Below are 14,790 nucleotides of genomic sequence, written 5' to 3' on the forward strand. Positions count from 1 at the left end.
AAAATACTTAAAATCATAAACAGGGAATGTTATTTGTAGAAAAAGAGTCTATATCTACCTATAGTTTAAGGAATTCTATTCATTAAAATGCTGCAATTAAGCATTCGGGAATAATCAATTATTCCCGAAAAGCTTTTTATAGTTTATTTGAATATATTCCAAAATTTGACTGGATGAAGGTTTTGGATTACCAGTCATGTCTTCGAGAACATCTGCTATTAAATGATGCAAGTCATTTACATGCAATTCACCTGCTTTCAAATTCCATTCTAATGGTTTTACTGTTGGAATATCATCTTTACGGGCATATTCCAATTCTAATAACGATGAAAAATCTGGTGCCGCTTTATCTCTTTCAGTAAGATAACCTTCAAGATTAAAACAATTTTGAACAGTTTTAATAATAGAGGAATGATCAAATGGAGTATAGCCATCTGGTCTTGCTATAAGCCCTTTTTTGATGTATGGATTAATGACTACACAGGGAACACGAACACCAAATCGATTGAAAAGAAATCCATCCTGGCCGGCACGCTCATCCTCGTAAGGATTTTTTGCTCCACTAGGCGGAGAAACATGATCATAGGTTCCGCCATGCTCATCATAAGTAATAATAAACATAGTTTTATCAAAGGCTGATGACGATTTTATCATATTATAAATGTCAGCAATAAGCTTTTCGCCAGCTCTGATATCGGTAGGCGGATGTTGGTCATTCTGTCCTTCTCCACCATAATTTGGTTCTAAGAAAGAGTAGCTTGGCAGGTTTCCGCTTTTGCATTTTGCTTCAAAATCAGTCAGTGTTCCAAAATTATTGTCGAATTTTGAATCATGCAATTGAGTCATAATAAGTCGGGTAAGCGAAAAATGATCATTTCCAAATTCTCCGTCCTGATCTTTAGAACTGGCAAAATCATTGTTGCCAAAAATCCCCCAGCTAAGATCGTTTCTTCCACTGTCGATAGCATCCTGCAGCTGATTAAAGATGGTTTTTGCATCACATTGCGCAATTGGATTGTTATTGACATGTCCTGTAGAAGTTGCGGCGTGAACAAAGTCCCGATTAGGAATAGTCTGGCTTGGTACAGAGCAATGATAATGATCACAAACAGCAAAACTCTTAGCTAATTCGCTTAATACAGGGGTTTGTTCAGGAGTATAACACTTCATTATAGCGCGTGGGTTTGTTGGGTCATCACCATAACTAAAGGTTCCGTACAACATTGCATTTTGATAATTTTGAACAAATCCCATATTAATAGCCGGCGGAGCATATTGCTGTGCCACATCATATTTTAAATATAACTGGTGATTGGTATCTTTAAAACCTTCTCCCGGATCTGGGTTTGGAAGGGTAAAATCTACTGGATTTGGGATAAATTCGTCTCTCTTTTTTTTGGCCTGACCATTTTTTTCAATCATCACTTTCTCAATAAATGGAATACCATCTGAATCTATATTGTCGAGCGGATTCCACAGGTCTTTTGTTAGCCCTTCAAATTGCTGATTATGAGGCGGAATTTCATCAGCGTACAACCAACCTAATAGATTATCAAAAGATCTGTTTTCTAACATTAACACCACGATGTGCTTAATTGTATTTTGTAACTTTTCTTTATCAGAAGTGAGATATTGGTTCATATGGGTTAGGTTTTTTTGATAAAAAATCAGGTGTTGTTTAGTGTGTTGCCTTGATTAAGTTCTGTGCATCAACTCTTGAGTGTCCTGGTGGTGCAACAATAAGGTCTGTTTTTGATAAAGCAGTCCATAATATATTGTCCTGAAATGCGATTGTAGCGCCTCCTCGTTTTTCCTGAGAAACCATACGATTGATATCTCCTACGCAAACCCAGTCTGAGTCAACAGTAATCGCCCATTTAGCATGGTCGTGTGTTTCCGGCCAGTTCCAGGGAACTCCAAGCGGACTCAGGTCAATATATTTTACATCGAAGGTTTTGTGAATACCGTCACTGTCTAATGTTGGCGGAATTTTGCCTCTAATCCAGGTTTCTACATTAATATCTGCTCCAAGTGTAGGCCCAACTAAATCATTCCAGAAATCCTTGTTCCATTTTTCATTTTTTGCGATGACTTTAAAGTCAAATCCACCTCGTGATTGATAAGACAATACGTCTGAATCTCCTACCGGATTTGGATTTAAAGGCTGACTTAAAACATAAAGCGGATCGTTTTTATCTAATGAATCAGGTATACGGGGTATATATACTTGCGGAACCTGATGGTTTGACATCTGAGCTGCAATTTTGCTTGCTGTTTCAATGTCTATCGAGATACAAAGATACGTTTGCCCATAATCTGGTGTAGGCATCGATGTTGCTCCTGCATCTGCATATTTAGGCCAGGAATGAAGTACCCATAAAGCTGTTTTCGAATCAGTATCAAAAGCAAGTACTCCTTTGGTATGACCAAATGTACTGCTGTCCGTTCTATTGGCATCTGCAGGCATTTCGTCATTGTAAAGAATCCATCCTGTGTTTGGCGATGGATTATCGAAAATGGCCTTTAATGTTAGATCAAGTGCTCCTTTTCCATCGGTTAGTAAATTAGGAGACTGGACCACTTTTTTAATATTAGGGTCATAATAAATATATTCGTAGCCAGTAGCTGTAGGGTCGTTTACTGTTTTTGCAAGTTTAGGAACTTTATAAGCAAACCACCAGTCAACCGGCTGTCCGCTTTCATCTAATGCCGAAATTCTATTATTGATCGTATTTTCCATTTTTTATTTTAAAGTTTTGGTATAGGTGTAGCTGATAGTTATACCGATTCAAATTTTGATCACTTGAATCGGCATACTATTTATGAAGTTTGGTGTTGCTAAAGATTATTTATTAGGAGCAATATCCCCACGTCTGATAGGTACTCTGACAACTTTGTATTCGGAAGCAAAACTTCCTTTTTCTTCTGCTTCTTTAGCTGTAAAAAAGTTTTGTAAAGCAATTGCGACCTGGAAAGAAAAATCAGTTGAATACACCGTTGGATCCATAGAGGTACCGCAATCTAAGTTTTGAAACCATTTCATCCATTCTGCATTACCACCGCCTACTGGAGGAGCTTGTCCGCCATCTGGTGCTGCGTTTGGCGGAACAAGAGATGTTTTTGCCGGATATTCTGCAGCATTATGACATGACATACATGAAACTGTATTTAAATCGGCTGGACCATCTAATCGGCCATTCCATCCAAGATGTTGAGGAGGAAGATTTGGGCCTTCAAAAATTACTGTTTCTTTAAGGTCTTTGTTTACTTCGGTTTTAACCGGAGGATATGGCGATGTTTTGTTGATTTTGTTTTCCGGATCATTGCCCCATGTCAGACCCACAGGTACAAGGTTCATTAATTTGTTTTTCTTATTTAATTTTCCATTGTAACAAAAAGTTCCAAATATCCAGCCAGTTCCCTGAGGATTGCTAGGGCTTCTGTCTGCTCTTGAATCGCGAACAGAAATATCCATTTGTAATAAATGCACATCTGAAACCACTCTTTTGTTTGATTTCCAGAAATTTTCAGTAATGTAGGCTTTCCATGTCAATGGATTTACAAGATAATCTACAAAGTCTGTTCCTTTAGGAGCATCTGTAAAGAGTAATTTAACAAAAACAGTTCCTACTGGAAATCCACCATTGTTATAACGTTTATCCAATACTTCTATATTAGGATTTTGTGGATCTTTCCACATTTTTCCCATTGCATAACCGGCTTTATCGTTAATCAAAGTAATTGCATATACAGAATAATCACCATCAACTCCTTTAAGTCCTGGCCCTAATTGAAAAGGTCCAACCGGAGCTTCTTTAATAAGACCGTGAAAACCTTCTGTTCCCCCGTTTGGCGGATAGGCACCTTCTCCTTCAACGCTTGGATGCAGCCATGGAATATGATACCAATTGCGGATTTTATTTTTAAAAGGATCCCATTCTTCTGTATTTCCCTCAAAACCATAATCACGAACGGCTTCAATATATTTTAAAGGTTCTTTTTTGAAGTCAATATCAAGAAAAGCAGGCATGTCTTTAGGCATTTCTGTTGGAAAATCAGCTTTTAGACGAAATATGGGCTGGTCAGAATATTTTTCCTGATATTCTTGGGCACTTACCATATAACCGAAGTCAGGAAATCCGTTTTCCTCAAAGTTTTGGCTCTCTAATGCAGCTAAAGCATTGGGCATTTTTTGGGCAGCCGGAGTTTCATTTTCATTTTTTTCCTTGCAGGAAACAACAAAAATGGAAGTTGCAATAATAAGTAGTTTTAAATGTTTCATTGGTAGCTTTATTTTTGGTTAGTATATATTTGTTATTATTTTCCAAGATCTTTGACGCTAACTTCACACGCTCTTCGCACTTCCTGAACTGTTGCAGGAGCATCTAATTGAAACAAAGCTGATAACCCGCGTTCTTTTCTTGAAGCACGTATTGCTGCCTTGATCGCAAAAAAGACACTATTGGCTAATACCAAAGGCGGTTCACCAACTTCTTTTGCTGAAAATATTTGGTTCGAATCCTCCGGAATGCTTTGCACCGATTCCTCATCTCTCGGAAAAAGGAAAGTGTTCATTTGTAACGGAATAGTAGTTATAGCAGGAATTTTATAACGCCATGTATTAGTAGAATTTAATCGACCGATATTTGGACCATCCGTTTCTGATACTAGTTTTTCAGTCAGCAAGTATCCGATTCCCTGAACAAATGCACCTTCTATTTGCCCTATGTCGATAGCCGGATTCAAACTCCATCCCATGTCATAGATAATATCAGAACTAATAATTTTAACTTCTCCGGTAAGAATATCAACTTCTGTAACCGAGCACGCTACGGAATAAGTAAAGCCTACAAACGAATCAACACCACCGCCAAGTTTTGCATCTTTCATACGGTCTATGCCCGGAATATTAGGCTGATCTGCTTCCGTTTTAAATGTCATGGCTGGTATTTGAGCTTCTCCGCCTTTTATTTTAGCATTAAAAGAAGCAATAAGATTAACTCTTTGTGATGCGGCTAAACTCACTAAATGCTGCCAGACCATTAATTCATTTCCTTCACTGATTTTGATTTTTTTTGCCCAGCCTTTATTTTCTCCGGCGCCATAATTCCAAAAGTCTATGTTTTTGGCTTTGCACCAGTCTTCGCCATATTCTTTCAACATTTGGTAGCCAAATTCCATAAGTCTGGCACGCATTTCTTCACAGGTTTGTTTTACTGCTTCACATGAATAAGGTGTACCTGTAGACCCGCCCGTACTTGTTGGGTTTGGAGTAACACTCGTATTTACATTGTCAATGAATATCATTTCCATTGGTATTCCTAAAACGTAGGATGCCACTTGTTGCGCCTGGGTAACTAAGCCTTGCCCAATTTCAACTCCGCCCTGATGAATCACAACAGTACCGTCATTTGGATTTATAACCACAATAGCAGCCGATTGTTCTAATGCAAGTAAATTGTATCCTGAACCATATTTTACGGGTATCATAGAAATACCTCTTTTATGCCATTTGTTTTCTGTATTGAATTTTTCAACTTCCAGATACTTAGCTTCGAAATTCGAAACTTTTTTTGCATAAGCCCATACTTGCTTCATATAACAATAAGTAAGCGCTTGTCCAAAAGGAGTAACATCTCCCCGATCGTAAAGGTTTTTTTCACGCAAGTCTTCTGGTCTCATATCTAACGAGATAGCAGCATCATCGATAGAATTTTCTACAATATTCTTACCTTGTACATCTCCAAAGGCACGCATTGCGGTACTTGGAGCCGTATTGGTTCTGCATACATCTATCTGGCTTTGAAAATTTTTGATTTTGTATGCGTTGTCTGTTCGGAGTTGAATACAATTGGATACGATAAACGAGCAGTCATAGAAAGCACCGCCATCTCCCCACATTTTCAGTTGAAATCCGTGAATAATTCCTTTGTTTTTTTCATTATGCAAACCAGTGTCAACGGCAATTTGATATTCGCCATAATAAGCATGACGTTTTCCAATCATTGCAGTATCCTCATCGCGTGGAACAACAAGTCGAACAGGCCTTTTGGTTGCTTTTGCAGCAACAGCAGTTGGTCCGGCAATAAAGCGGGTTTGTTCTGTTTTTCCTCCAAATCCTCCGCCTACCGGTGGTACTTCGACTTCTATTTGATGATGATACATCCCTAATGCCGAAGCAACAGTATCGTGCATTCCTCCCGGACTTTGCACAGATGGCTGTACCTTCATACGATGTTCATCTACAGGAGTTACGATACAGGCTTGTGGTTCCATATAAAAATGGGCCTGACCGCCACAAAGCTGTGAGGAAGTAACCACAACACAAGGAACGCTTTCAACGGTAACTTTTTCAGTATTTATTTTGCCTCGTAAAAGATCTTTCGGAGTTGGCGTATCATCATTCTTTGCCCAATCAAATTGGCTGCCCGGACGGGTTATTTTCCAAATATGAGAAGCAAAAGAAGCCGAAACCGGCGCATCAGGAAAAATACTTCCTTTTTTGATGGCATCAAGAAAATCGATAATGGGTTCACTCCATTTTCCTGTCCATGGGGTTCCTGGTTTTGTGTAATGAACGCATTTTTTAGAAACGTAAGCCGCAATTTTGATTGCATCCTGCTCGTTTGATGCAAGTATCATCGCGATAGACTGCCCTACATAACTAACCAATTCTTCTGCAAAAAGGGGCTGGTCACTTCCCATTCCCTGATAATTACGACCTCCGTTTTTAATGCTTTCAGCAGTAATAATATCAGTAAAGGCCGGAAAATTATTTTTTAGGAATATTTTTAATTTCGGTATTGAAATATTGCTTTTATCCTCTGGATTAATAAAGGAGTAATTCATAAGTGCTTTTTCACTTTGTACAAATGCCCCGTTTAAAGTAAGCGGCGGTACAGAAAGCTCATGCGTATAATGCGTTTGCCCTGATGTTTGGTACATGGCCGTAACCTTGATATAAGGCTGTGCAACAGGAGATTTGTAATCTTGTGTTTTATAATTTTGAACTCCATCGCTTACAGGCCAGTTGCCCCATTTGTTTTCTGTTATTGAATTCAGGTTTTCCGGAACAGAAACTCCTTTAGCCACTAAAGCATTTACAATTGATTTGTAAAAAAAAGTAACTGCCAGCTGTATGCGATATTCGGAAGTAAAACCTTCATCAGGAACTTCTTTCATACGTTTTGCCTGAGCCTTAAGTTCTTCAGAGACTTCTTTTTTTAGAATTGTTGAAAGATTATCGACATCTTTTAATGTCAATTTGATGTTTTTCATTGCTTTTTCAGTTGCTATTGCTCGCCACGGATACGGAGCAATACCACCAAATACAATTATTGCGGATTTAACGGTACAATCATCGTTAATATTAAAATTTGTAGTTGCATTTACGATACTATGAGCATTTACTTCACGAAGGGCAACTTTTTGGGCAAATGCCACAGCATTAGAATCTTTTAATGAAATATCATAAGAAACAAGGATAATTTTGTCTGCCAGTTTAGGATCAGCTATAATTGCTGCGACAAGTTCCTGAGCTGTATTTATGTTTTGTTTAAAACTGTCGTTTTTGTCCAGTACTAAATATGTAATTTCTGCTTCTACAGCAAACAGAACCGTAAAAAGATCTGATGGAAAAGGCTCTCCTTCGCCTATTGGAATATGCTTGAGCACCAACATCGTGTTACCGCCAATTGTTGCAGCATTACGAACAATACGACCAGCAGTCCGGCGCGCCATATAGTCTAATGCTTCTAAAATTGTAATATCTGATTTAGGTACTTTTTTAGTATTTAATTTGGCATTCTTAATACCTGTGGCAAGTGTCTCAATTAATTCACTATAGGTACTGCCGGCGGATATTTGAAGGTGATCCTTTGTAACTATATTTTTTGTATTCAGCTCTGGTATAAGGCGAATATCAGCATAAAAAGTGGTGTCTAAAAACTCATCTTTGTAAATTCCGTAAGAAGTGTTTCCGTGTACAAGCCTAACATTTTTGTTGTTTTTAAAAATTTTGGCCAGTTCTGTTAGTGTTTCCGGAGCCACCCAACGATCTGTAGAAACACCGGAAGGAGATTGTTGTGCTTCTTTAGGAAACGGGATTTCAACATTGGCCGGAAGCTGGGCTTTTCCAACAGGATCCAGTTTACAAGGCATTCTGTTTTTTTCATCTGTAGCATTCCAGTCAGATGCAAAGGTTTTCATTCCGGTAAGTATAGATCGATAACCTGTACAACGGCATAAGTTCCCGTCAAATGCTTCTTCTATTTCTTTTTTAGTTGCTTTTGGTTTATTATGTATAAACTCAGACATATTCATTACAAATCCCACACTGCAATATCCGCACTGGCTTCCGTTGTTTAGTGCCAGCTGATAGGCTATCGGATTCATACCCAAATGCGTTTCTTCTGACGGAAACTCTGAGACTTCTTCTATAATTTTTAATTCAGCGGAACAATTTCCGGTTTGAACATTTTTAGCAATTGCTTTCTGAACCGCCACTAACTTATGTCCGGCTTCTTTCATTGCAACATCCAATACCGGAGATTTGTCATCTTCAATAGGAACATAAGCGCGGGTCGAACTGGTTTTTTGTAAAAGAAATTCAGCATCAGGTTTACGGGCTGCACCCGTTCCTTCAACCGTAGTAACCGAAAGTCCGCCTATGGCACATACTGGTCTTAGGCACGAATTAATAGCCAAATGACTGGCTTTATTTTCTTTATCGTTCCATTCAGATAAAATAACGGTGCAACCGCCGCAGCCACCTTGTCCACATGGTTTTTTGGGACCGGAAAGACCCACTTCCGGTGATCGTAAATAATCAATTAAAAGTAAATCAGGCGAAGGATTTTCTATGGTCGTAGCTTTTCCGTTTAGAAAGAAATTTACAGTATTTTTCATATTAGTAAGTGGGAATTGATTTTTGTTTTTATTTTTCTTTAACTTTTACAGAATAAATTGATCGTTATTCAATTTATCAAATAATTGCAGAGTTGTAAAAGCTTGCGATACACAAAACAGCTATCTTTCTTAGCTTACATTTTAATCCTTCTTCTAAGATTTACTAAATCTGTCTTTTTGAAAGATTACAACATATCCGGCTTACTTTAAAACATCACGTTCTAGAACTACTACATAACAAATATAATGTGGTATTTTAAACCGATACCACGTAATAATACCTGTTTTTAAGATTAACCTTATGAAAAATATTCTTTTTTAAGAATATCAATTATCTCATTTCTAAGTTAATAGCAATCTGTCGGGTTTTCTTGATTTTCTCCACACCCCTTTCTCTGATTAATTCCGCTGCATCGAGCATTTTGATTACATGAATATATGGCGTCAGGTCCGCATCAGGATTTCCGGTAAAGGGAGACAAGGAAAACTCTACAATTTGACATAGAAATAATTCAAATTCTTCAGGCGTTTTTGCATCAAATGCTTTCTGAAAAACCATAAAAGGATCATCATATTCTTCTTTCGTCAGTGAAGAAAGATGAAATACGCTTTCAGAGCGCAAAGACGGTGTAACTTTCCATTTTTTGCTTTTCTTTTGCAGGCCGTAACAGACTTTTAAAAAAGAATTCATAGCAGTATAAAGTACAAAAGCATTAGAGGGATTATCGTGTTGGCAAACTTTTGTTTTATAGCTGTAAAGTACCGCTTCGGTTAAATTTTGTTTATAATAATCGAGAGGTGCAAAGTCAAAAAAAGCATCGATTGCCTTAAAGGGATTTCCTGCCGCAAACTCTGCCCAAAATTTAGTTTCGCAGGATATTTTATTCTTTTTCATTGTACGGAAATTTAAATTCACAAGCTAAATTCCATTCTTTGCAAAGGATAATCTATTCAGAATACGGATATAATATTCTGACAAAAGGATGTTTTACGGGATATTTTTTTATCTTTGAAATTCAGGATTTTTATCCAAATGGCTTTATCTTTGAGCCTTTAGAAAAATTGATATTCATTATGGAACAGAAAATACATCAGGGAAGAAACGTAAAACGCTTCAGAGAAATGCTTGGCATCAAACAAGAAGCATTAGCTTTTGATCTCGGAAATGACTGGAATCAGAAGAAAATTTCTATGCTGGAGCAAAAAGATATAATTGAAGATGATATACTTAATCAAATCTCACATGCGTTAAAAATTCCTGTTGAAGCTTTTCAGAATTTTGATGAGGAACAGGCGGTGAATATTATTTCTAATACTTTTGATAATGGTGCTATTGGTTATCAAAAGAATGATAGTTGCACATTTAATCAAATTGATCAATTGGTTAAACTACACGAAGAAAAAATTGCGTTGTATGAGCGTATGTTGAAAGAGAAAGATGAAATGATGGTTAGGCTTGAAAAATTATTTGGGAAATAATTATTTATAAAGATATATTAATTTTAAAAAGAGACTTTCGAGTCTCTTTTTTGTTTGATGTATTGTAGGACAGTTTTACTCTTCTAGAATTTTTTTAATTTTTCCTCTAAAAGATTTGTTACTACTTGAAGGAATAATTCCGTAACCTAGCATTGTTCCATTCCCGAATCTAATTTTACGTTTGTAAAGTTCAAAAATTTCTGTGGCAAATAAATTTTGACGTTTTGAAAGTTTAGCTTCAAAATAATCTTTTATAGAACCAATTATTAAGTCACTGAATTGTAAAAGTGGACTGTGATTACATTTTGCAAACAGAAGTGAATGAAAAAAATTACAATCCGACAATTTACCACATCTGACTGGAGTTCCAGCAGAAGATTTTCCTTGATGAAACAATCGATAATACGCTTGTACTAATGGTTGAGGATTTCCGTCTGGTGGCCAATCTACAATAACATAAGTTTCGTAATCCTTGTTCATAGCATCAATTCCGATACGCATTAAAAGATTTTCAAATGAATATTTTAGAAATTCAGGTTTGTTTTTTTTTGCCAATTTCGTATCATCTGAAAAACTTTCAATGATTCCACAAACTATTGTATAATCTAATTCAAGAGAATTTTTAATTATTTCTTTGCGCCAAGAATTTGAGTCGGCCAGCATAACTTTATATTCATCAAGTCTCTTGAATTCCTGGAATTTATCTTTTATTACCGTGTCCTTAAAATTCCATTTCATCGGTAGATTTGGATGCGTATATTTGGATTTAGCATTGCTTATGATTTCAAGCAACCTAGTTTCGTCACTTTTGCTAATTAAAATGCCACCGAAAAGATGAATCCGATGGGTTTTATCGGATTTGTCCGATTTGCAGTATGTGTCATCAGCATAAAATGTTTTCATATATCCAGATAATTGCTACTAATGTCGATTTAGCTTAATATTTCTCAATACTACACTAAAAAACAGAGATAAAATTACGGTTTTCCATAAAAAATCTTAAAGTTTAATAGTGAAATTTGTTTATGACATAATTTAAACCGACTTACGGATTTGTAATCTGTGACCATAAAGTATAACCCAACATATAAAAAAAGAAAATCCAGTTTTTATTAATATTTGGAACGGGCACGAAAGAATTTCCGCGCTATTGTTATGCATATATGAGCGATTGGGTTTCAGGTCTTTTACTTCTTTAAGTTTAACCTTAATCTGCTCCACCATCAACACTATCAAATGTCTCTCGTTCCTTTGGTTTTATCGTATATTTTACCGACACCATTGGACCGTAATAAATATCAAATTGAGTTCCATTTGTACGCAGCTGCATCTGTCCAATAACGCCTGCCAAAAAATGAATATTTGGTGTAATTCCTGCTGTATAATATGCAGAAAGCCTAAAAATATCAAAATTTTCCTTGGCATAATCTTTAGAAGCAAATTTCAGCATTAACTCTGCATAATAGCCAATATTTGGAGCCAGAAAAATCGGTTTGCTTTTACTTTGAGTAAGAAAATGGTTTACACCAAACCTCATTCTGATTCTGGGTACGGTTTGATGAACTCCATTGCGATCATCAAAAAATTTAGTTTCAAAACGAACTTGTTCAAAAATATTTCCTTTGGGCATATTCTGAGAAAATGTACCCATTATGATTAATCTGTTTTCTAAAGTCTCATAATTACCCATTTCTGCTACTGCATACTTTTGATTGTGTGCATATCCCAACCATAATTTAATATTTTTAAAACCAGAATATACAAGCCACGGCCTAATAACAACACGCTGTGTATATTCAAAAGGATTTTTGGTGTCATAAGATCCCTGAGTTACTAATTGTACATCGGCCTGACCGCTTAAGTTCCATTTTTCATATATAGGGAAAGCAATATCTCCTTCTGATATAGAAGCCGGAATAAAACCAACCGCATAAGGAGGATCTAACTGCGCTCTCGCCACTTGTACAACTAATATAGTACATAAGGAGATTAAAATTTTCTTGAATGGGTTCATAATTAAAGTAGGTGTAAAAAACAGATGAAAAGAAAAAATCTGTTACATTATTTTACGATCGGATAAGTAAAAAGAGACTAAATTATTGGTTCAGTCTCTTTTGTATTTATTTCTGTAGACCAGATTTGATAAAAATCAAGGTTCAACTATATTAAACCAGAAATTGAAACTGTCTATTTTTCCTAAAAATGTTGTAAAAGCATTTTGATCTCCATCAATTTTTATTGCTTTTGATTTTAATAAATCAGCAAAAGAGGCTTCTTTCAAACTTACTTTATTCAGGTCACTTCTGTTAATCGTAATAGTTGCAGTAACATTGTCTTTTACACTTCCTCCAATTCGGGGATTTACAACTCCATTTTCTACAATTAAAGCCACTTTTTCGTTCACATCCGGAAGAACAATATTAAAATTGTATTTCATAGCCGCGGCATCAGCATCTGTTCCTTTAAATTTCATGGCCAGGAAATTAAAGAATAAATCTGTGCTCATACCTCTCACCATATCAGGACCTGCCGTATCAGGAGAAGGCAATACTTTAACCCCATTTCTCAATTCTGTGGCTCCCGATAAGTAAAAGTTTCTCCACGGACCAGATTCAGCTACATAACCAAGCTGTTCGTAAGCATCTGCCAAAAGATTTCTTCCATCCTGATTTTTTGGGTCTGCAAAAACTAAATGGCTCACAACCTCGGCCACCCAGCGATATTCGCCTTTATCATACGATTTTTTAGCATTTGACAACAAATTTTCTGCTCCGCCCATAAATTCAACATATTTTTTTCCGGCATCTACAGGTGTCAGTTTATTTAAATTTGAAGGATTTCCATCAAACCAGCCAAAATATAATTGATATTGTGCACGTACATCATGACTTAAAGTTCCGTAATAGCCTCTACTGTAAAACTCTTTATCCAATGATTCAGGAAGTTTTAACATCTCGGCAATCTCAATTGGAGTATAGCCTTCATTGGCTAGTCTTAAAGTCTGGTCATGAATAAAACGATATAAATCGCGTTGCTTTTCCCAATATGGTTTTATGTTTTTATTGTCCCAGGTTGGCCAGTGATGCGAAGCAAAAGAAAACTCGACATCATCCCCCCATTTGGCAAGAGCCAAATCAATATAAGCACTCCATTTTTGACCGTTGCGCACCTGTGCCCCTCTCAAAGTATAAAGATTGTGAAGGGTATGTGTTATATCCTCAGACTGGCAAAATGCTTTGAGTTCAGGAAAATAGAACATCATCTCCGCAGGTGCTTCAGATTCTGGAGTATAAATAAACTCCACTTTTAGGCCATCTACCGTTTTCTGTTCACCGGAAAGTTTACTAATCTTAACCGTACCATCGAGAATTCCGGCCAAACCGGTAGAAGTGGTCTGACCTAAACCTGTTCCTAATGTTCCTTTTGGATCTTTTGGAAGTAAATTTCCGTACATATAAGATGCTCTTCTTCCCATTGTATTTCCTCCCATTACGTTTTCACTGATAGAATGATCGAAAAAACCTTCTGGTACAAAAATTGGAACTTTTCCACTTTTGACGTCTTTTTCATCCACAACACCTCTTATGCCTCCAAAGTGATCGATGTGACTGTGTGTTATGATAACTGCAGCAACTGGTCTCTTTCCTACCTTTTCATTTGCTAATTCTAATCCGGCTTTAGCTGTTTCCGGAGATAAAAGAGGATCAATAATAATCCATCCTGTTTTACCTGCGATTAAAGTCATGTTAGCAAGATCTAAACCTCTGATTTGATAAATGGATTCCTTTTTTACTTCAAATAAACCATTGATACTATTTAATTCACTCTGACGCCATAAACTTGGATTTGTCGTTGCCGGTGCAGTACCTTTTATAAAATCATACTGTTTCATATCATACACTACATTTCCTTTCGCGTCCTTTATATTTCCTTCGGGAATTGTAGCAATAAAACCTCTTTTTGCATTCTCATAATCTGTTTTGTCTGCAAAAGGCAGATAGGATAACAAATCATTATTTGCTTTCTGGGTAAAACTAGTTGCATCTTTTTGATTTTTATCTGTTTGTATTTTTTGTGAATATGTTTTTGCCACAGCAAATAAACTTATTAATGATAAAAACCTGACTGTTGTTTTTGATACTCTTTTCATAATTTTAGATTTAAAGTTAAATACAGGTAATTTAAAATTAAGTCTATTTTAAAAACAGAGAAATTTCGTAAAGAGAAAAGCTGTTTCATATTATAATTTGCAACCAAAAAAATAGAGTATTACTGTATTTTTTAACTTTTAATATATTATAAATTAAAAATTCTTTAAAAATTAATTAATTTTAACAATTAATCTTTAATATCAACGGTATACAAGATATCTTATTATTAAATTCCGATCACACCGATTGGCAT

General features: G+C 36.2%; 9 protein-coding genes. 1 reads left to right on the top strand and 8 read right to left on the bottom strand.

Going from position 1 to position 14,790, the window contains the following annotated elements; all coding sequences use genetic code 11:
- Positions 1–114: 114 nt before the first annotated feature.
- From ACZ0AH_RS12565 to ACZ0AH_RS12585, 5 genes are all read right to left on the bottom strand, one after another.
- A complete protein-coding gene (locus tag ACZ0AH_RS12565; protein WP_463476138.1) occupies positions 115–1,641 on the bottom strand; it encodes an alkaline phosphatase family protein in 1,527 nt (508 codons plus the stop codon).
- Positions 1,642–1,678: 37 nt separating this feature from the next.
- Complete coding sequence (locus tag ACZ0AH_RS12570; protein ID WP_463476139.1) at positions 1,679–2,740, bottom strand: deoxyribonuclease II family protein; 1,062 nt, start codon at positions 2,738–2,740, stop codon at positions 1,679–1,681.
- A gap of 105 nt (positions 2,741–2,845) precedes the next feature.
- Positions 2,846–4,282 (bottom strand): hypothetical protein, encoded by a 1,437-nt coding sequence (locus tag ACZ0AH_RS12575; protein ID WP_463476140.1) that lies wholly within the window; start codon positions 4,280–4,282, stop codon positions 2,846–2,848.
- Between the two features lie 35 nt (positions 4,283–4,317).
- Positions 4,318–8,907 carry a molybdopterin cofactor-binding domain-containing protein gene (locus ACZ0AH_RS12580; protein WP_463476141.1) on the bottom strand — a complete coding sequence of 1,530 codons (4,590 nt, stop codon included), beginning with the start codon at positions 8,905–8,907 and terminating at the stop codon, positions 4,318–4,320.
- 331 nt (positions 8,908–9,238) lie between these two features.
- Entirely contained in the window at positions 9,239–9,802 is a 564-nt protein-coding gene (locus tag ACZ0AH_RS12585) for a hypothetical protein (protein ID WP_463476142.1), read from the bottom strand.
- 179 nt (positions 9,803–9,981) lie between these two features.
- Here ACZ0AH_RS12585 and ACZ0AH_RS12590 point away from each other — a divergent pair, with 179 nt between their 5' ends.
- Positions 9,982–10,386 carry a helix-turn-helix domain-containing protein gene (locus tag ACZ0AH_RS12590; protein WP_463478109.1) on the top strand — a complete coding sequence of 135 codons (405 nt, stop codon included), beginning with the start codon at positions 9,982–9,984 and terminating at the stop codon, positions 10,384–10,386.
- A gap of 75 nt (positions 10,387–10,461) precedes the next feature.
- On the opposite strand, the gene ACZ0AH_RS12595 is transcribed toward ACZ0AH_RS12590, so the two are convergent.
- The 3 genes from ACZ0AH_RS12595 to ACZ0AH_RS12605 form a co-directional block, all read right to left on the bottom strand.
- The gene (locus ACZ0AH_RS12595; RefSeq protein WP_463476143.1) at positions 10,462–11,289 is read right to left on the bottom strand and encodes a hypothetical protein; all 828 of its coding nucleotides are present in this window, start codon (positions 11,287–11,289) and stop codon (positions 10,462–10,464) included.
- 304 nt (positions 11,290–11,593) lie between these two features.
- The gene (locus ACZ0AH_RS12600) at positions 11,594–12,400 is read right to left on the bottom strand and encodes a DUF2490 domain-containing protein (protein WP_463476144.1); all 807 of its coding nucleotides are present in this window, start codon (positions 12,398–12,400) and stop codon (positions 11,594–11,596) included.
- A 135-nt stretch (positions 12,401–12,535) separates the two neighbouring features.
- The gene (locus tag ACZ0AH_RS12605) at positions 12,536–14,536 is read right to left on the bottom strand and encodes an alkyl/aryl-sulfatase (protein ID WP_463476145.1); all 2,001 of its coding nucleotides are present in this window, start codon (positions 14,534–14,536) and stop codon (positions 12,536–12,538) included.
- Positions 14,537–14,790: the final 254 nt, after the last annotated feature.

Source organism: Flavobacterium sp. AC105 (assembly GCF_979258495.1).